This window comes from Streptomyces sp. NPDC007863, from assembly GCF_040633895.1.
Taxonomy (GTDB): Bacteria; Actinomycetota; Actinomycetes; order Streptomycetales; family Streptomycetaceae; genus Streptomyces.
In genome coordinates, this window is record NZ_JBEYEI010000010.1 from 1 (window position 1) to 19,194 (window position 19,194).

Below are 19,194 nucleotides of genomic sequence, written 5' to 3' on the forward strand. Positions count from 1 at the left end.
GTCCACACATCCCGCAAGACCGGCACCACCACGTCCCGGACCACGCAGTCGACCACTCCGCGACCACGCCGCTCAGGTTAAAGATCAAGCTAGCGGCCGCTTCGCGGGGAATCGGGTCCGTCGCGGGAGCGGAGCCGCTGGCGGCCGAAGGCGGCCGGGCCGATAGCCGTGGCCTCTGCCCCGGATCAGGCGCTCCACCATTCGTCGGTGCCGCAGCCGACCTCGTAGTGCCACCAGCCGTCGTCCTGCCCCTGGTCCAGGAGCGTCTTGATCCCGGCGAAGTCCGCTCCGGCCGGTACGTTGAAGGCCACCATGGGGAAGTCCGCGCTCATGACCTCGCCGCCGAGGCGGAAGGCCGCCAGGCGCTGATGCACCGCCTGCGGGCTGCGGCCCAGCGGCCCCGAAGGGACGGGCAGAACCCGAATCGAGCAGTTACCGGCCGAACTGACCCGGCCGACCGCCGAGTGCTGCCCGTCCGAGTCGGTCCGGAACCGCACGACGTCGCCCTCGGCCAGCGTCCGCGCCTGCGCGTCCGTCCTGTCTCTCCGCTTCGACTCGGACATCAACGTCCTCCTGATCGGTCAGATCTGGGCGTGCTCGGATTCCGTGTGCTCGCAGGTCCTGGTGGGCGATCCCGTGCCGAAGTCCGGACCGGTGAAATCGGTCCAGGTGTTGAGGCAGGGTTCCTCGCCTCCCGGGCCGCCGTGCGCCCGCGCGGCACCTACGGCCCATCCGTCAGGGGCAACCAGAAGACGAACAGCAAGCACGGTCTCCCGCGCGGCCTCGCCCGCAGGAGAGCAGGGCCAGGCGCCGGGCGGGAAATCCAGGGGAGCGGACGGCCCGGCGCTGTTACGGTCGGGCGCCATGAGCTGGCTTCCCGATGACTTCGTCCACCCCGTCCTGGTTCCGCTGCCGGGCGGTGATCATCACCTGCGGCCGATCCGGGAGGCGGACACCCCGCTCGACTATCCGGCTGTGATGGGTTCGCGCGAACGGCTGTGGACCATTTTCGGCCCGGCCTGGGGCTGGCCCGCGGACACCATGACCTACGAGGCCGACCAGGCCGACCTCTTGCGGCACGAGAAGGAGATCGCCGCGCACCAGTCCTTCAACTACGCGCTGTTCGACGCGGCGGAGACGGTTCTGCTCGGCTGCGTCTACATCGATCCGCCGGAGAGGGCCGGAGCGGACGGCGAGATCTCCTGGTGGGTGGTGGACGAGCTGGTGGGCAGCAAGGTCGAGCAGGCCCTCGACGCGCTGGTGCCGCAGTGGATCGCCGCCGACTGGCCTTTCGAGCAGCCGCGCTTCCTCGGCCGTGGGATCTCCTGGTCCGACTGGCTCGCCCTGCCGCGGCATCCCGACGCGTAAGCGGTTGTCACCCGTACCGATCTCGAAGGCTGCCCGTCGAACGGGAGTCTCGATCGGCCGCGCGGGACGGTCGCCTCGCTCCGCTACGACGGAGGGAAGAGGGGAGGGTCGTCACGACCACTTGTACGAACTCGGACCCATGTACGACCAGGTGAGGGCCTGCCCGGCGGAAGTCGGCGCGATCGTGCGGAAGCCCGCCCACTGATCGCTTGAATGACTGTCCGTCACCACTGGGTTTCTGGTAGTTGTTTCCGTGGGGTACGGGCGCACGCCCGGGGCGGTGTCTCTTCCGGCACCGTGGGGAGGGCGAGTTTGAGGGTCACCACGCGGGATGGCCTCTGCACGCCGGTCGGCGAGGAGAGGCCCATGCCGGACATCGATCCGCCTGCTGCGGCCCCCTCCACGTATCGGCCCATGGGACACCGCTCCCCCAGCGATCACAGTCGAGAGGGAGAGACCCCATGAGCACCTACGTCGCCCCCGTGGTCGACGCCACGACCCCGATGAACGCGTACGAGGAGCAGGTCTGGCGGGCGCTCGACGAACACTGGGAGCGCCGTATGAACCGCCGCGTCCTGCCGAGTTGGGCGAGCACGGCGCTCGGTCGCACCGGTGAGGTCGCGGGCAACGCCATGGGCCGGGTCAAGGGCGCTGTGCCGGAATCGGTCAAGGAGCCGATGCGGCGCGTGGGCGACGCGATCGCCGACACGGCCATGCGACCGGCGGTCGGAGCGGCGACAGCACTGCTCGAGCTGGTCAACGACCTGGCGCTGGAGCTCAACGACCCGAAGAGCGTCGAGAAGCTCGCTCGCAAGCGTGGCATCGAGCTGGACGATTTCACGGAGCTGCGACAGCAGGACCTCAAGGTCTGTGACCGGCTGCTGACCGCCAACACCCTGAAGTGGCGCACCGCCGGCGCCCTCGAAGGGGGCGCCATGGGACTGCTGGCCATGGTCCCCGTCGCCGGAATCCCCGCCGCGATGACGGCTGACATCCTCGTGATCCAGGTCCTGAGCGCGTCGATAGCCTCGCGCATCGCGTACTCCTACGGCTACGACGCGAAGGACCCCGACGAGCAGCTCTTCATTCAACGCCTGGTGCGCCGGTCCTTCATGACGCAGGCGGCCAAGGCCGAGCCCTTGCACAAGACCGCGCAGGCGGCGCAGGCGGTCAAGGGCCGCGTGAGGTGGTCGAGCAAGCTCCGCAACGATCACCAGCTCCTCGCCGCTCTCGAGAAGTTGATGCAGCAGCTGAGCCCGGCCGGCTCCAAGGTGTCGGTTCAGAGCGTCGCCAAGGTCGTACCGTTCGTGGGCGTCCTCATCAGCGCGGGCATGAACTCCGCGGTCCTCGGCAGAGTGGCCGCCGACGCCCAGCGGTACTGCCAGACCCGATTCCTGTGCGACAAGTACGGGCTGCCGCTACCCGCGGCGCTGGCGGCCGATCAGGGTGACGAACCCCGGGCCGCCACCCTGTAGGTGACGGTCGCCGTCGCATACCCCCCGACGGGGCGGGACATCCCCGGTCGGCCGGTTCGCCGGTTCGCCGGGGGCAGGGCGCGGACCGCCGCCGGTCGATCCGTGGACACCCCGTCACCGCTTCGTTTCTGACAGATGTTTCCGTGGGGCACGGGCACATGCCCGTGGCGGTGTCCTTTGGCACCGCAGGGAGGACGCACATGAGCACCACCATTCGGGACGAGGTCCTCGCCGGCGAACAGCGGGCGGTGGATCACGCGTACGAGTGCTACGCGGCGAAACTCGCCGAGCTGAGCGGTGGTTCGGCGGCCACCGCGTCGGCCACCGGCAAGGACGGGATCGCCAACCGGGCCCAGGCCGAGGCCACTGCCGAGGCGTACGGCGGGCTCGGCGGCGAGGCGCTGGTCTTCGCCCGCGTCGACGCCCCGGAGGACCCGGGCGGGGAGCCCCAGCCGTGGTACATCGGGCGCCGGGGCGTGAAGGACAGCGCGAACGATCCAGTGGTCCTGCTGTGGACCAGCCCGCTCGCGAAGAAGTGGATCGAGGCACGGGCCGAGAGCCCGGGCGAGGTGGTCCTGCGGCGGCAGCTCCGCTGCGTGGAGCGCATCGTCGAGAGCTACTTCGACGAGATCTCCTTGTCGGCGCCTGCTCCCGCGCCCGAGGCCGTCGTCGCACCCGAGCCGCTGCCGGTACCGGTGCCGGTACCCGCACCCGAGCCCGTACCGGAACTCGTACCCGTTCCCGTACCCGAGCCCCGGCGGGCCGACGACGGCGCGGAGGATTCCGCCGTCCCGGACCGCCCGTCGGCGCCCTCCCCCGGTGATGTCGTACGGCGGCAACGGCGGAGGGCGCTCCAGCCGGACGACTTCCTGCTGCGGGAGCTCCAGCGGTCACGGGGCGGCCGGATGCGGGACATCGTCGAGACCATCCGCCGCGACCAGATGGAGTTGGTCACCGGTTCCCCCTCGGACATCCTCGTCGTGCAGGGCGGCCCCGGAACCGGCAAGTCGGCGGTCGGTCTCCACCGGGTGACCTGGCTGGTCAACAACGGGCACTTCAAGGCCCAGGACATCCTCGTCATCGGCCCGCACCAGCAGTTCCTCGACTACGTCGGACAGGTACTGCCCACCCTCGGCACCCGGGACGTCAACGCCGTCCAGCTGGACCGGCTGTGGGAGGGCGAGGTCCTCGGCACCGACTCGCCGGCGGCGCGCCTCGTGAAGTCGGACGAGCGCATGGCGGCCGTACTGCGGCGCCGTGTGGAGAGCGACTACCGCCCCGAAGCCCTCGACGCCCTCACGGTCGAGCCCTCCTTCGAGGGCGACGAGCCCGCGGTCGTCGTCACCGCGGGCAGTACGACCCTGCGCGTACCGAAGTCCGAGGTCCTCGCCCTGCTCGACCGGGCCCACACCGGCGACGGTCCCTTCCGGGAACGGCGCGACCGCTTCCGCGGCCTCTTCGTCGACCGGCTGCTCCAGGCGCTCGCCGACATCGCGCCGCGGCGCGGGCAGACCGGCACGATCCGCCGTGACCTGGAGCGCAACCGCCGGGTCGAGCGCCTCGTCGAGCGGGTCTGGCCGTCCCCGGGCCCCCGGGAAGCCCTGCGTACGCTCTACGACTCGGCGGACCTGTTGCGGAGCTGCGCCGACGGCGTGCTCGACGAGGACGAGCAGGCGGCTCTGCGGCGTGCCCGTGCCGCCAGCGCCGACGCCGACCCGTGGACCCTCGACGACCTGGTCTGTCTGGAGGAGCTCCGCGTGCTGATCAGCGGTGACACCCCGAGGCGGTACGGGCACATCGTCGTCGACGAGGCGCAGGACCTCACTCCCTTGCAGGCCCGCGCGCTGCGGCGGCGCTGTGCCGTGGGCGGTTCCATGACCGTGCTGGGCGACCTCGCGCAGGCGACGGGCGCCCACATCCCGACGAGTTGGGACCGGCTCGGCGCGCTCCTCTCGGACCACGGCGACTGGAGCGTCGCCCGGCTCACCACGAGCTACCGCGTCCCTGCCGAGATCATGGAGTTCGTCGCCCCGCTCGCCCGGACGATCGCGCCGTCCCTGCCGTATCCGCGGGCCGTCCGCGAGGCGGGAGCGGACGCCGTACGGACCGTGGCGACCGAGCCGTGGAAGCTGCTCGACGACACCGTCGCCCACGTGGCACGGCTCGTCCGCACCAGTGACGGCAGCACGCCCCGGTCGGTGGCCGTCGTCGTCCCCGACGACTCGGACTGGCTGGAGGCGATCAGCCGCGGGATCGAGGAGGGCGGTGACGGAGGTGGTGACGAGGGCGGTGCCATCGCCGCGCGGGACCGCGAGAACGTGTCCGTAATGGCCGCCGCCCAGGCCAAGGGCATGGAGTACGACCACGTCCTGGTCGTCGAACCGGCCACGATCGCCGACCGCGGCCCCGCCGGACTGCGGCAGTTGTACGTCGCTCTCACCCGCAGCACCCAGAGCCTGACCGTCCTGCACACCGCCCCGCTGCCGACGGCACTCACCGCCGGCGGTCACGACGACGCACCGGTGGTGTCCGGCTCCGGTGCCGAGGAGGGCGCGGAGGCAGCGCTCCCCCGGATCGGCGCCGACGTCGAGGTCGAGGTCGTGGACCGGGCCCCGGGCGGCCGTTACAAGGTGCGGGCTCTGAAGCCCGTGCTGGACCGGCCGCTCGTCCTCACCGTCCGCCACGGCTCGGTCCCGCCGAAACGGGGTGAGAGGCTGGGCTGCTGGGTCTTCGCCAACGAGACGAACCAGACCGTGCTCACCGCCGACCAGCGTGGCCGGTCGCCCGTGTCGGAGCGGATGGCGGGACGCTACCTCGCGGCACTGCGCGTGCTCGGAGAACTGACCGGGGGCGAGGGCGACGTTCCCGACGCCCGCAACCGCCTCTCCGAGCTCCAGGGCATGGCCAACCGGATCCTGCGACGGGACCAGGCCGACTGGGTCGACGTGCTCCATCTGTTCGGGGACCCGGACCGGGACAGCCTCGGTGTGCTGCGCGACCTCGCCGCTTCGACCAGCCGTGCCCTCAAGGAAGGTGCCCTGGACACGGGCCGGCTGGCGGAACAGCTGGCGGCCTCCGGCTGGACCGGGCCCCTCGCCGCGGCCCACCGTGAGCTCGCGGCACGCTTCCCCGCGGCGTCGGAGCCCGGCTCAGACTCCTCCGTGCCCCTCGCCCCTCAGCACCCCGACCAGGAAGAGACGCAGATGACCCCTACGGACACCGAGGCGGCGCCCGCCGCGAAGGAGGGCCTCCTTCGCGCACTGGAGGCGGCCGCCGTGGCCGACCGTACGTGCAGGAAGCACGAGGCGGTCCGGCACGCGCTGAAGTCCTCGCTCCTGTGGTCGGACCTTCAACCGACCGACTCCTCCATCGTCGACGTCAGATGTGTGACCCAGCAGGGCCTCTTCCTCTACGAGGCGCTGGGCGCCGGCCGCTCCAGCTACGCGGACCTCCGTTCGGGCGCGACCCGGTTGCTCGAGATCAACCACACACTGCCTCACCCTGCCGACGGCCTCTACCTCGTCCTGCCCGAACCGCCCTCCGAGGACTGGTCCGTGGACACGATCCGCGACGTCTTCCACGTCCACGTCATCTGGCGCAGCCCCAACGGCTGGGGCGGCGAGAACGCGGACTCCGCGTTCGGCACGGCGCCGTGAGCGATCGGGAAGAGCCGAGCCGGTCCGCTCCGGCGCCGGCCGGACCGGCCGGCCGTTGACAAGGAGGACGTCGCCGCGGGCAGCCTCGTGGTGGCGTTCGTCGGGACTCAGCGGTCTGTCAGGCTTGCCAGGCCCGCCCCTCCGGCAGCTCTCCGAGGCCGGGGGCGGAGAGGTGGAGCACCTCGTAGCGCTCGGTCTCCTCCTCTTCCGGTGCGGAGGAGTCCGCCCACACCACGAAGCGCATCAGCTGCCAGTGGTGGGGGTCGACGGCGAGCGCGGCGGTGTGTACGCCGTCATGGTCGCGGAGCTGTCGCAGGTGCTCGACCTCCCGCTCGATGAACGCCGACAGGCCGAGTCCCGTGCCGTCCGGGTCCATGTCGGAGGGGATCGCGGTGAGTCGGCGCGATGCCGACGCGGGAGCTGCGGTGCGGGCGGGTCCGGCGTGGCAGGCTATGCCGGACCAGTGCCGGACGGCGGGGCGGCCGAAGTCCCGGACGATGTTCTGGAATCCCCCGCCGCCGGCGAGGAAGTGGGCCATCGCGCCGGTGTCGTTCCACAGGTAGAAGGGCGCGTACTGGTTGACGGGCGAGCCGTCGACGCCGCGTTCGCGGATCACGTACGCCTTCAGGCCCAGGCCCGCGCGGTCGTCGAGGACGTGGCCGCCGGCCGCGACCCGCTTGCGGATGATCCGCATGTCGTAGTCGGCGGGAAGGGTGATCTCGTACTGCATGGCGTGCATGGGCGAATCAGCCTTTCTTCGCAGGGTGGAGAGTGGCCGGTGCGCAGCCGGCCGGTGAGCGATCCGGCCTCCCGGAATGGATGTCTCCGGCGCGGATGAGGAGGGCGGGACGCGGCTACTCGTGGGCGGTGGGGAGAAACGCCGCAAGAAGGCCGAGTACCCCGGTGATCGCCTGGTCGAACGGCTGTACCGAGTTGGCGGCGCGGGCCAGGACGTAGCCGCCCTGCAGGGTCGCGACGACCGTGGCCGCGGTCGCCTGCGGGTCGAGCCTGGCGTCCAGTTCACCGCTCTCGCGCCCCTCGGACATCAGCTCGGCGAGACGTGCCCGCAGCCAGGCGAGGGTCTCGTCGACGGGGGCCCGCAGCGCGGGGTCGGCCATGACGTCCGGGTCCTGGGTCAGGCGCCCGATCGGGCAGCCCTTGAGGACGTCTCGCTCCCGGTGCAGGTACCCGGTGATGCGGTCCACGACAGTGCCCGGGCCGGAGAACTGCGCCTCGGCCTTGGCCCGCATCTCCTCGGCGGTGCGCACGATCGCGGCGAGCGCCAGATCCGGCTTTCCGGTGAAGTGGTGGTACATGCTGCCTTGACCGGCACCGGCTCTCTGCTGGATCGCCTTGGGACTGGTGCCCGTGTAACCGCGTTCCCACAGCAGTTCGCGCGTGCTCTCGATGAGACGTTCCGCAGCATCCATGCGGGCAGTGTACATACCAGTAGGTACAACGATGGCGAAGTCCGGCCGGCGGTACGGCCGCACCCGCTTATACGCGGGCCCGGCGGGAGGTCTCCGTTCGCTCTGGCGTGGGCCGTCGCCTCGGCGTAGCCTGCCGGACTGTCGATCAAGGCGGGACGAGGAGTGAGAGTGACCAGTACGCGCAGACTTTTCCTGGGGGCGTTCACGGCGGGGGCCGTGACGGTGGCCGCCGGTGCGGGAACCGCGTCCGCCGCCGAACAGGCCGAGGGGGACGTGACGTACCCGGGCGAGGTGCTGGCCCGCAACTTCCGCACCGAAGGCGGTACGACGTCGACGTTCAGGACCGTGTCCACGACCGCGACGTCGAAGCTCCACGCCCTGACCGTCCACCAGGCGGGTGTGGCCGGCAACGGGGTCGCGCTGAACGTCGTCTCCGACAACCCGAACGACTCGGCGATGTACCTGTCCGGGACGGAGAAGAGCCGCGGCACCCTGAAGATTCTGCACCGGGGCCACGCGGACGCCACCGACGCGGGTGCCGCGGCGATCTCCGTCTATCTGGACACCGACGGCGTCACCGACGAGTCGGGCGGCACCGCCGCACAGGGCATCTTCGTCACCCACTCCACCGGCCCCACCAAGGGCAACCTCCTCACGCTGCGGAACAACGGCGTGGACGACTTCGTGGTCAAGGGCTCCGGCGCCGTCGGCATCGGCGTCGCGATCGGCGCCACGCCGCGCGGCCGGGTGGAGATCGCCCAGCGCACCTCCCCCATCGGGCTCCTGATGCAGGCCAACGAGGACACCGGCAGCCGCCTGATCGAGATACGCGACCGGACGGGCACCGCGAAGCTGCGGGTGCTGAACAGCGGCGCGCTGGCCGTCCACAACGCCATGTTCGGCGTCACGAGCGGCGAATCGTACGGTGGCGGCGACGGCGTGATCGGCATCCGCAACGCCACGACCGTCCCGACCTCCGACCCGACCAACGGCGGTGTCCTCTACGCCGAGGGCGGCGCCCTCAAGTGGCGCGGTCCCTCCGGTACCGTGACCGAGATCGGATCGGCCTGACCATGGAACTGACCCCCCAGCAGCTCGTGGCCGAGTTCCAGGACGCCGTCATGGAGCTGTACTTCGCCCGCAAGCGCATCGCCCTCCTGGAGGCGGAGAACGCCGCTCTGCGGGAAAGCCTCGCCGGCACCGCGCGGACACCCGAACCGGACGACTCCTGACCGACCTGATGCCACAGGGCATCGTCCATCGCGGGCGCGGCCCTGCCGGGCGGAGGTCCCGGTGAGCTGGAGCCGACCGGTCACCCTGTTGATCAGGACCGTCCCTCCTCGGCGGTCGCGCAGGGTGGCGCGTACGGCAGTTGGGGGACGTAGCGGCTCCATTGCTGTGGGTTCAGGGCGCCGGAGCTCGCGGCGCAGATGCGGGTGATGGCGGAGTCGACGTTCAGGTCCCAGAGCGTGGCCACGCCTTCGTCGGTGGTGGCGGCCAGGGTGTGCCCGTCGGGGCTGAACGCGAGAACGGCGACGAAGCCGGTCTCCACGGTCAGCGGCAGGCCGATGGGGGTGGGGTGGTCGGGATCGGTGACGTTCCACAGGTTGATGGTGCCCTTGTCGGTGTGGCCGGACGCCGCGAGGGTGTGCCCGTCGGGGCTGAAGGCCACCGACCACAGGCTGCCGCCGGGCACGGTCAGGGGCGTATCCCTGCGCGTGAGGTGGTGGGGGTCGGTGGCGTCCCACAGGGTGACGATGCCGCGGCTGTTCCCGGTGGCCAGGGTGCGGCCGTCCGGGCTGAACGCCACCCAGACGCTGGTGGCGGCCGGCTGGGCGATCGGCTGACCGATGCGGACCCCGGGGTCCGTCGTGCTCCACAGGCCGACCTCACCGTTGCTGCCGTCGCCGCCGGCGGCCAGCATCGTGCCGTCGCGGCTGAAGGCCAGGGATCTGACAAACCTCGTGCGGTCGTTGGAGATGCCGGGTCGTTCGACGGGGCGCGCGGGGTCGCTGACGTCCCACAGGGCGATGCTGCCGTCCTCGCCGTCGCCGGCCGCCACCAGGGTGTCGCCGTCGGGACTGAACGCCAGGGAGAAGATGAGTCCGTCCGCCCCGGTGAGGGTCTCCCGGAGGCGGACCGGTCGGCTGGGGTCTGCGGTGTTCCACAGCGTGACGGTGCCGCCGCTGTCGCCGGCCGCGAGGATGCGCCCGTCCGGACTGAACGCCACCGCGTTGACCGGGGCGTCGGGGCCGGTGAGCGGTTCGCCGAGGGGGGCGGGGTGGTGAGGGTCGGCGGTGTTCCACAGGGAGACGGTGCTGTTCTGGTTTCCGGCGGCCAGTGTCCGCCCGTCGGGGCTGAACGTCACGGACGCCACGTTGCCGCCGGCGCCGATGATCCGGGTCGGCGGCAGATGCCACAGGTCGACGCTGCCGTCGGCGTTCCCGGCGGCGAGGGTGCGGCTGTCCGGGCTGAACACCACGTCGGTCACCGCGTCGCCGGGCCCGGTCAGCGGCCGTCCCAGTGAGCCGATGGCCGCGGGGTGGCTGACGTTCCACAGGCGGACGGCGCGGTCGGCGCTGCCGGCCGCCAGGGTGTGGCCGTCCGGGCTGAACGCCACCGCCGTGACGGGCTGGTCGGGCCCCGTCAGCGGCTTCCCCAAGGGGGCGGGGCGGCCCGGGTCCGCGACCTTCCACAGGTGGACCTTGCCGTGCTTGGATCCGGCCGCCAGGGTGCGGCTGTCGGGGCTGAACGCCAGGGAGTTGACGGGGTTCCCGGCCTTCAGGGAGCGGCCGGGGCGAGGGCGGGCCGGGTCGGTGGTGTTCCACAGGCGGATGGCGCCGGCGTCGTCGGCGCAGGCGGCGGCCAGGGTACGGCCGTCGGGACTGAACGCGACGCTGTAGGAGGGCGCGAGTTCGGTGCAGTCGAGGTGCAGGGGCGCCGGCGCCGGGGCGACGTCGTGGGGGCGCGTGACGTTCCACAGGCTGACGAGTCCGACCCTCCGTCCGGCGGCGAGGGTACGGCCGTCGGGGCTGAACGCCAGCGATTCGATGGGGGACATGGCCTCCAAGTCGCCGACGGCGGGACTCCTGAGCCGGCCGAGCAGGACCGGGTGGCTGGGGCTGGTCAGGCTCCACAGGTCGACGAATCCGCCGGAGCCGCCGTCGCCCGTGTCGCTCGTGTGACCGCCGACGGCCAGGACCCGGCCGTCCGGGCTGAACGCGAGCGCCAGGATCGCGTCGACGGCACGCTCCACGGGCACGGGTCTGCCCAGCGCCACCGGACGGTCGGGATCGGAGACGTCCCACAGGCGGAGGAGGTTCTTCCGGCTGTCTCCGGCGGCCAATATGTGCCCGTCGGGGCTGTAGGCCACGACGCCCACCGTGCCGCGCGGACCGGGAAGCCGGGTGGCCAGGGGTGTGTTCCCGGTCGTGATGAGCCGGGACGCCGCCTCCGGGGACGGATGCATGCGGTAGGCCGTCAGCGCGAGCTGGGCGGACAGCGAGGGATCGGTCGGTTCCAGTTGCACGGACGCCGAGGTGACGGCGGCGTTGACGGCCTGGTCACGGGAGCGCAGCGCCTCTTTGGCGGCGTCCCGGGCGTTCGCCTCCTGCCGGAAGGCGACCACCGCGGCCAGCGAGGCGACCACGGCCAGGGCGGTGATGGTGGCGACCGCGGCGCGCCGGAGCCGCTGCCCGCGCCGCTCGTGGTGGCGGGAGGCCGTCAGGAAGGCCCGGGCGGCGGCGCTCAGCTCCGGCCCGTGCGTGGCGGCCCACTCGCGTGCGGCCTCCAGACGGTTGCCGCGGTAGAGCGCGGCCGCCTCCCGGCCGGCCCGCTCCCAGAGCGCGGCCGCTTCTTCGAGGTCCTGCCGTACGAGGTTGCCGTTGCGGTCGTGCTCGATCCAGTCCCGCAGCCGGGGCCAGGCGCGGATGAGCACCTCGTGTGTCATCACCACCGTGTCCTGGTCCCGGGTCAGCAGCCGGCCGCGGGTGAAGTCGTCCAGGACTCCGCCGGCCGCTTCCGGATCCGGCGCGTGACGCAGCAGCTCCTCGTACGGGACGCGCCGACGGCTGTCGTCGGCGTCGCGTCCCACGATGACGAGCCGCAGGAACACCCACCGTGCGGCCTCCCGGCCGGGTGGCGGCAGGATGTCGTACAGTCTGTCGGCCGTGGTGGCGATGGCGCCCTGGATGCCGCCGGTGACGCGGTATCCGTCCACGGTGAGGGTGTGGCCGTGGCGCTGCTGCCAGGTGGCCCGCAGCGCGTGCGCGAGCAGCGGGAGCCGGCCGGAGGTACTCGTCCCGACCGGTCCCCCGGCAGCGCCCAGGTCCGCCAGCAGCACCTCCACCAGGCCGTCCTCGACGTCGAGTCCCACGTGTGCGGCCGGGCGGCGGATCGCGTCCTTCAGTTCCTCCTCCGTCATCGGCTCCAGCAGGACCGGTCCGGCCTGGAGGGCCGCTCTGAGCTGTGGATGGGCCGTGCACGCGGCGTAGAAGTCCGCGCGCACCCCCAGCACCACGACCGCGCCTCCCGCGGGCCGGGCCAGCCGGTCGAGCACATCGATGAACCACTGCCGTTCGGTCTCGTCGCCGCAGGCGGTGAAGAGCTCCTCGAACTGGTCGACCACGACGACCAGGCCCACGGAGGGGAACTCGCCGGCGGGCGTCGTGTCGGCGGGTGCGGTGAGCTCGCGCAACTCGGCGAGGCACCGGGCGGGATCGGCCCGCCATCGCCGTGCCGCCTGCCGGGCGGTCTCGGCGTCGAGGCCGGCGGCGGCCGCCAGTGCCAGGGCCGGGGCGGCCGTGGGGGTCAGCAGCAGCCGCGGCCAGGTGCTCGACCCCGCCACCGGGAGCCGCCCCTCGTCCAGGGCGGGTAGCACCCCGGCCGCGATCAGGGAGGACTTCCCGGCCCCGGAGGGGCCGATCAGCACGAGCGGGCCGCCCTCGCGCATCCGGGCGTCCAGCCGCTCGCACACGAGGTGCACCATGCGCTCACGGCCGTGGAACCACTGCTTGCGCCCCGCGTCGAACGGAGCCAAGCCCGGGTACGGGCACAGCACTTGGTCCGCACCGGGGCCGGGCACCGTTCTGCGCCCCTCGTATCCGAAGCGGACGTGAAGGTCGCGACCGGCCTGGAAGGAGCTGCCCCCGCCCGTGACGTGCGACTCCTGCCGCCTCGGCTGCCACGGAGGCGGCCCGTCGGGGGGTGGGGCGCCGGGAGGTGAGGCGCCGAGGGGTGGGGCGCCGGGGGGCGGCCCGTCGGGGGGCGGGGCGCCGGTGTCGCGGTCCGTCACGCCTGTCCGCCTCTGGTGACGTTCATGTCGCGGCCGGCCTGGAACGCGTCACCGCCGGACACGTGTGCCTCCTGCGTCAGCGATCCGGTGATCTGCCGGTCCTGGGTTCCGGCCGCGCGCGGCTCCCCGCCGAACAGGGCGCGCAGCTCGTCGACGGCTTCCGGCCGCGTGGCCATCAGCCGGGTAATGCGGGCCTGCCACTCGGCGACCAGCAGCCCCTGGAGTTCCTGGCCGTCCCCCGTCCGCCGTGCCTGAAGCAGCTCGTCGCGCGCGTCGTCGAGTTCCTCCTCGACGCGCTCCGGGTGCGCGGACCGCCACAGCGACAGGACCGAGGACCTGACCGCGGCCCAGCCGTCCGTCGCGAGCAGGTCGATCAGGCGCGCCGCGGCCACCGATGCCAGACCGGCGAGTTCCACACTCATCTCCATGTCTTCTCCTCGTCACTCACCGCGTGTGGGCCGCGATCGCGGTCATGGTCAGATGGGACGCGACGAACACCCGGTCGCCGCCCACCGTCCACAGGAACCCCACGTCCGGCTGCCCGGGGTCGCGGTATCTCCACCGGGCCCGTCCGGTGGCCGCGTCGATCGCCCACAGCGTCTTGGCGCTGTCCGTGGCGAAGACGGTGTCGGCGGAACACTGCGCGCTCCTGCCGGAGATCCTCAGGGAGGCGTTGAACAGGTTGGAGCCGCCCGTGGCGCCGGCCCCCTCCAGTCGCGCGACCCACCTGAGCGTGCCGTCCGCCGTGGCCAGGGCGGCCAGGTCGCCGCCGACCGGCACGTACACGGTCGTGCCGTCCAGGCTGGAGAACGGGGCGCCGATCCGGACCTGGTCCCCGCTCTTCGCCTGGAAGCGCTGATGCCACTTCTCCCGTCCCGTGGCCGCGTCGACGGCGAACAGGGTGTCGCCCTTGCCTCCGGCGAACAGGAACATCCCGGCGGCGTAGCAGGTCAGCGGCCAGCCGGTGCTGAAGTAGAACGCGGCGTCCGCAACGGACACCTTCCAGCCACGGGCACCTTTCCTCCCGGCGTCGAGCATCCGGACGAGGCCAGACTTCTTGCCCGGAACAGCCGAGGCGGCCAGTAGATGAGAACCGGAGGGCGGTACGAGCACGTTGTTGATGTCCGTGCCCTTGACCTTCCAGAGGCCCTTGCCCGTGGCGGCGTCGAAGGCGCGGATGTAGCCGGTCGTCGCGGACCTGGCCGAGAACTCGCCGTCCAGCTCCAGCAGAGTCCCGCACACGTAGACCGTGTTCCCCGCGACCGCCACGTAATTGCTCACGTACATCGTCGTATGCGTACCGCCGCCGCCGCGCTCGGTGGAGGCCATCGCGGTCGCCCACTTCGCCTTGCCGCTCGCGGCGTCGAAGGCCGCCAGCAGACCTGACTGACCCGGAGTGTCACAGAGCAGGTAGAACACTCCGTCCGCGTACGCCGTCGGGTACGTGAGGCCGGACGTGCCGGTGTCCCTGGTCGTGTTCAGCGCGGGGAACACGGACTTTCCGGTCGTGGCGTCCAGGAAGGACGTGGCGGTGTCCGTGACCAGCATGACCACCTTGTCGGAGGCCTCCAGGCAGGTGGGGGCGTGCTTCCCGGCGCGCGACCACGCCTTGACGGCGTCAGGCCCGGCCAGCACGATCGGTTCCGGTCCGTCCGTCGCGGACGGCGACGCGGAAGGGGCCGGCGTCGATCGCACGGCGGACGGGGAAGCCGGGCGCGTCGTGGCCCCGGGACCGACCGCCCCGCCGGCGCCCGTCTCGCCGGCGGCGGGTCCGCCGGTCGCCGGTGTCGAGTCGCCGGAGAGGGCGAGCGCCACCGCGGATCCGCCGAGTACGGCCGCGCCCCCCGCCAGACCGAAGAGCAGCTTCCGGCGGCTGACCCCCGTGCCGGCCACGGTCACCGGCGGCGGGGGAACCAGGCCCTGGCCACTGCCGTGGGCGGCCGCCGAACCCACCGCCGAGCCCACTGCCGCGGCCGCGGCGGCCATGTCGCCTGTCACCGCAGGGGGAAGCCAACTGCCCTGCGGGGCCGGCAGATCCTGACGTCGCAGGTAGTCGACGAGCTGCTCCGCGGTGGGACGGTCCGACGGTTCCGCGTACAGGCAGCCGCCGATCACCTCGCGCAGCGACTCGGGGACGGCGCCCCCGTCCGGCTCGCCTCCGGTGGCCGCGAACACCACGGTCGCCCCGAGGTCGAGGATGTCGTCCGTCGGTGCGGGTGCCGGACTGCCGGTGGCGCCTTCGATCCCCAGCGCGGTGATGCGCGGCCCGCCCATGGTGAGCAGCACCGAGTCCGGGCTCACCTCGCCGTGGACGGTTCCGGCCGCGTGGAGTACGGCAAGCGCCCGGGCGAGGCCGTCGGTGAGGACCCGCAGGGCCGGTTCGGACAGCGGGCCGTGCCGGTCCACCGCCTGCCGAAGCGGCAGTCCTGCGGAGAACTCGGTCGCCAGCCACGGAACGGGCACGTCCGTGCCGGCATCCACCACCGGTGCCAGGAAGGCACCGGACAGCGGCCGTGCCGCCTCCAGGGCGGCTCGGAACCGGTCCCGGAAGGCCGGGTCCGCCGCCGGTTCGGCCCCCACGACGGTGACCGTGACGAGTCGCCCCTCGCCTGTACGTGCCGTGAAGACGTCGTTCCCGCCGACCGTGGTCTGCCGTGCGAGCAGCGTGTACGGCCCGATCCGACGAGCGCCGTCTGCTCCGGGGTGATCCATCGTCCGCCCCTCACGCCAGCCTGATCGTCTGATCACGGGCCGCCTGGTAGGCGCTGCCGCCCCCGGACACATGAGCCGTCATGGTCACCGACGGCTCCGGATCGGCGGCCGGCTCCGGATCGGAGGGCGGCTCCGTACCGCGCCCGGCTGCGACGGCGGACCCGGAATCGGAATCGGAATCGGAATCGGAATCGGACAGGAGGTCTGCCACCGCGTCGCCCAAGTGTGCCAGTCCGTCCGGCAGATGGGTCTCCGGAACACGAAGGAACTGCAGGCGCCCCAGCTCCGTGATCTCGGCCGGCAGTGCCGAGGCGTCGGGCAGCATCGTCGCGTCACCGAGAAGGACCGGGACGACCCGGTTTCCGGCGCGCAGAGCGGTCGCGATCTCCAGCCGGACCCAGTCGTGGGCCCGGTCCAGGAGCCGCACACCGTCCTCGCCGCGCGCGTCGAGCCACCCCGGCCCGATGAGTACGCACATGAGCTCGCACTCGGCGGCCTGCCGCCGCAGGATCTCGGCGAAATCGGCCCCGGGCGGGATCGACCGGCCGGACTTGAAGATCTCGTTGGCCCCTAAGCGGTCGGACAGCGCGCGGTAGACGCGGTCTCGCATCCACCGGGAGTCCGGTTTGCGAAAGCTGAGGAAGACGCGCGGCACAAGTGCCCCCTGTCTGGCGGGTCTTGACGTCAGGGATCGTGCTCACCCTAGGGGCGGAGCAGGCGCTCGGCGCCTATTCAGCGAGGATTGAATAGCATCCGCAAGGCTCCGTACGCTGGACGGCATGGACTCTGCGGACAGCACGGCTGGGGCAGTCCCGACAGGAGCGCTCCCGACGGGGGCGGCCCAGGCAGGGAGATCGACCGACACCCGTCTCCCACCGGGCGACTTCGGCGTCGTCCTGGCCACACTGCGGGCACGCCGGGGGTGGAGCGTGCGCCAGCTCGCCCGGCGTGCGAACGTGTCCGAAGGGCAAATCTGCAATCTGGAGAGCGGGGTGCGCAACCCGACGCCCGCTGTGGCGGCGGCCTGCGACGCGGCCTTCGGCACCGGCGGGAGACTCGCCGAGCTGGCCGGGCCCGGACGCCGTGGCGCCCGCGTCGAGGAGGTCGTCGAGACCGGCCCGGTGGTCGCCGGATACGAACGGGTCCTGCGCGAGCTGAAGGACCTCGGCAGATCCACCGGTCCGAGGTTCGTCACCGCGTCGCTGAAGTCGATCACGCGGATCCTGACGGACGCCGGTCCGCACGCCGTGGGCGAGCAGCGGGCCGACGTCTGGCTGCTGGCCGCAAGGTTCGCCGAGTACACGGGGTGGATGGCCCAGGAGGCGGGGAATCCGGCGGAGGCGCTGCGCTGGACGAGTCTCGCGGTCCGCTGGGGCACCGAGGGCGGGGACGAGACGGTGGCCGCGTACGCCCTGGTCCGCAAGGCGTACATCGCCCAGCACCGTGGTGACGCCGACGCGGCGATCAGGTACGCCGACCAGGCGGCCGGGCATCCGGCGGCCGACCCGGTGATCCGCGCGCACGCCGCGCGGCGGGCGGCCCAGGGACATGCGAGCCGTGGCGACGCGGGGGCCTGCGGGGAGGCGCTGGAGCGGTTCAGAGGCCACACGGCCGAGGCCATCGGCGGCCGGGCCTCCTCCTGGGGTCCGCGCATCGGGAACGGCAGCCCTGGACTCCTCGAAGCGTCCTGCATGCTGGGCCTCTCCCGCTTCGAGCCGGCCGCCGACCTCTTCGCCGCCGAGCTCCGGCGCCGGCCGGCCGTCCCGGCGGACAGCAACTCCCAGGCCCGCTTCGCCGTCCGGCACGCGACAGCCCTCGTCGGTGTCGGGCGCCTCGACGACGCCTGTCAGATCGTCGAGGCGACGCTGCCCGTGATCAGGCGCATCGACTCGGCCACCGTCCGCACGGAGCTGGGACGTTTCGCGGAACTGGCGGCCCGGACCCGAGGAGCCACCCCGGGCCGGCTCGCCCTCATCGACGCGTCGGCCGCCCTCGCGCTGGGCTCGTAGGACGGGAAGAGGCGGAACGGCCCGGCTGCCCTGGGCGGTCACCCGGAGTCATGCGAGCGAGCCGGCATGCCGTGTTCGAACGCCGGCCCATCGGCGGAGCCACCGCCGGGACCGCCCACGGACCTACGAACGCCCGCCCTCGACGCCCCGGACCACATGCTCCCCGACCGGTCCGTCGTATGTCGACCGGTGGAAGACGAGCGGCACACATCACCTGATCCACGGGGGACGCAACTCCCGGTCTTCTCCCTCGTGGACGCAACGCGTTCGTGCCGGGCGTAGCCTCCGTCTGAGTCATCTCCCGCCCCCGCCCCCGCGTACGCGGGAAGCAGCGGGTAAGGAGGGGCCCCTGCCTGGTTGGCAGGGGCCCACGGCCTACCGTCGGCTGGGGCCCTGACGGGCCGGCCTCACCTCAGGTGTCGGACGAAGAACCGGGCCGCGGCGTCCCCCGCGTGCTGCGGGACACCGGTGTGCCCGCCCATGTTGGCGTGCAGAGTCTTCTCCTTCGAGCCGAAGGCGTCGAACAGATCCAGGGCCGCCTGCCGGTCGTTCCCTTCGTCGTCCCACTGCAACAGGACGTGCAGGGGAATGGTGACCCTGCGGGCCTCCTCGAACACGGCGCGAGGGACGAAACTCCCGGCGAACAGGACAGCGGCCGAGATGCGGGGCTCGACCACCGCCAGGCGGACGCCGATGGAGATCACGCCCCCCGAGTACCCGACCGGACCGCCGATCTCGGGCAGCGCGAGGAGGGCGTCCAGGGCGCCCTGCCATTCCGGGACCGACCGGTCGACCAGGGGGAGGACAAGGGCGTCGATGATCTCGTCGCTGACCGGCTCGCCGGCCCCCGTCGCCCGGCGCAGGTCGGCGACGGCACGCTCGGCGTCGGGCAGGCGGGGCCGGTCGCCGCTCCCGGGGAGCTCGATGGTGGCCGCGGCGAAGCCGTCCGCCACGGAGGAACGAGCCCGGTCCAGCAGTCTCGCGTACGTCGCGCGCAGACCGAGGGGCGGGGGGCTGATCAGGATCAGCGGTACGGGAGCGGACGCGGATGCCGATTCGGGCGTCCACAGGATGCCCGGAATCTCACCGAGGGTGAACTCGCGCTCGAGGACACCGTCGTCGAGGAGCTGTCGGGAAGTGATGTGCATGTTCGTTCCTTCAGGAGTGCCATGGAACGGCGCTCCCGGACGACCTATCGCCCGACCGTGACCCCGGAGGAGAGCACCCATGTCGATACGTTCACGGGTACCA

The 19,194-nt window shown here is 72.3% G+C and carries 13 protein-coding genes and 1 pseudogene; 6 read left to right on the forward strand and 8 right to left on the reverse strand.

Annotated features, from left to right (window positions below):
* Positions 1–185: 185 nt before the first annotated feature.
* A pseudogene (locus ABZ621_RS16980) lies at positions 186–515 on the reverse strand (DUF4265 domain-containing protein); the annotation flags it as partial.
* Positions 516–864: 349 nt separating this feature from the next.
* Between ABZ621_RS16980 and ABZ621_RS16985 the strand changes: the two are divergent.
* From ABZ621_RS16985 to ABZ621_RS16995, 3 genes are all read left to right on the forward strand, one after another.
* Positions 865–1,368: an N-acetyltransferase gene (locus ABZ621_RS16985; RefSeq protein WP_360605130.1), complete on the forward strand. Its 504-nt coding sequence runs from the start codon at positions 865–867 to the stop codon at positions 1,366–1,368.
* A gap of 461 nt (positions 1,369–1,829) precedes the next feature.
* Positions 1,830–2,843 (forward strand): EcsC family protein, encoded by a 1,014-nt coding sequence (locus ABZ621_RS16990; RefSeq protein WP_360605132.1) that lies wholly within the window; start codon positions 1,830–1,832, stop codon positions 2,841–2,843.
* A 200-nt stretch (positions 2,844–3,043) separates the two neighbouring features.
* Positions 3,044–6,499 carry an ATP-binding domain-containing protein gene (locus ABZ621_RS16995; RefSeq protein WP_360605133.1) on the forward strand — a complete coding sequence of 1,152 codons (3,456 nt, stop codon included), beginning with the start codon at positions 3,044–3,046 and terminating at the stop codon, positions 6,497–6,499.
* Positions 6,500–6,617: 118 nt separating this feature from the next.
* Here ABZ621_RS16995 and ABZ621_RS17000 read toward each other — a convergent pair whose 3' ends face one another.
* The gene (locus ABZ621_RS17000) at positions 6,618–7,238 is read right to left on the reverse strand and encodes a DUF4865 family protein (RefSeq protein WP_360605135.1); all 621 of its coding nucleotides are present in this window, start codon (positions 7,236–7,238) and stop codon (positions 6,618–6,620) included.
* Between the two features lie 115 nt (positions 7,239–7,353).
* The gene (locus ABZ621_RS17005; protein WP_360605137.1) at positions 7,354–7,929 is read right to left on the reverse strand and encodes a TetR/AcrR family transcriptional regulator; all 576 of its coding nucleotides are present in this window, start codon (positions 7,927–7,929) and stop codon (positions 7,354–7,356) included.
* 168 nt (positions 7,930–8,097) lie between these two features.
* Between ABZ621_RS17005 and ABZ621_RS17010 the strand changes: the two genes are divergently transcribed.
* Positions 8,098–9,000, forward strand: coding sequence for a hyaluronoglucosaminidase (locus ABZ621_RS17010; protein ID WP_360605139.1), 903 nt, complete (start codon positions 8,098–8,100; stop codon positions 8,998–9,000).
* Positions 9,001–9,002: 2 nt separating this feature from the next.
* Positions 9,003–9,161, forward strand: a complete 159-nt coding sequence (locus ABZ621_RS17015; RefSeq protein ID WP_360605141.1) for a hypothetical protein — start codon at positions 9,003–9,005, stop codon at positions 9,159–9,161.
* A 92-nt stretch (positions 9,162–9,253) separates the two neighbouring features.
* Here the strand turns inward: ABZ621_RS17015 and ABZ621_RS17020 are convergent, their stop codons facing one another.
* From ABZ621_RS17020 to ABZ621_RS17035, 4 genes are all read right to left on the reverse strand, one after another.
* Positions 9,254–12,967 (reverse strand): hypothetical protein, encoded by a 3,714-nt coding sequence (locus ABZ621_RS17020; protein ID WP_360605143.1) that lies wholly within the window; start codon positions 12,965–12,967, stop codon positions 9,254–9,256.
* A gap of 251 nt (positions 12,968–13,218) precedes the next feature.
* Positions 13,219–13,650 carry a hypothetical protein gene (locus tag ABZ621_RS17025; protein WP_360605145.1) on the reverse strand — a complete coding sequence of 144 codons (432 nt, stop codon included), beginning with the start codon at positions 13,648–13,650 and terminating at the stop codon, positions 13,219–13,221.
* 16 nt (positions 13,651–13,666) lie between these two features.
* Positions 13,667–15,934 carry a PQQ-binding-like beta-propeller repeat protein gene (locus ABZ621_RS17030; protein WP_360605147.1) on the reverse strand — a complete coding sequence of 756 codons (2,268 nt, stop codon included), beginning with the start codon at positions 15,932–15,934 and terminating at the stop codon, positions 13,667–13,669.
* Positions 15,935–15,944: 10 nt separating this feature from the next.
* Positions 15,945–16,589 (reverse strand): toll/interleukin-1 receptor domain-containing protein, encoded by a 645-nt coding sequence (locus ABZ621_RS17035; RefSeq protein WP_360605149.1) that lies wholly within the window; start codon positions 16,587–16,589, stop codon positions 15,945–15,947.
* 124 nt (positions 16,590–16,713) lie between these two features.
* On the opposite strand from ABZ621_RS17035, the gene ABZ621_RS17040 reads away from it, so the two are divergent.
* Positions 16,714–17,943: a helix-turn-helix transcriptional regulator gene (locus ABZ621_RS17040; protein WP_360605151.1), complete on the forward strand. Its 1,230-nt coding sequence runs from the start codon at positions 16,714–16,716 to the stop codon at positions 17,941–17,943.
* Positions 17,944–18,350: 407 nt separating this feature from the next.
* On the opposite strand, the gene ABZ621_RS17045 is transcribed toward ABZ621_RS17040, so the two are convergent.
* On the reverse strand, positions 18,351–19,091 hold the full coding sequence (locus ABZ621_RS17045) for an alpha/beta hydrolase (RefSeq protein ID WP_360605153.1): 741 nt from the start codon (positions 19,089–19,091) through the stop codon (positions 18,351–18,353).
* Positions 19,092–19,194 lie beyond the last annotated feature (103 nt).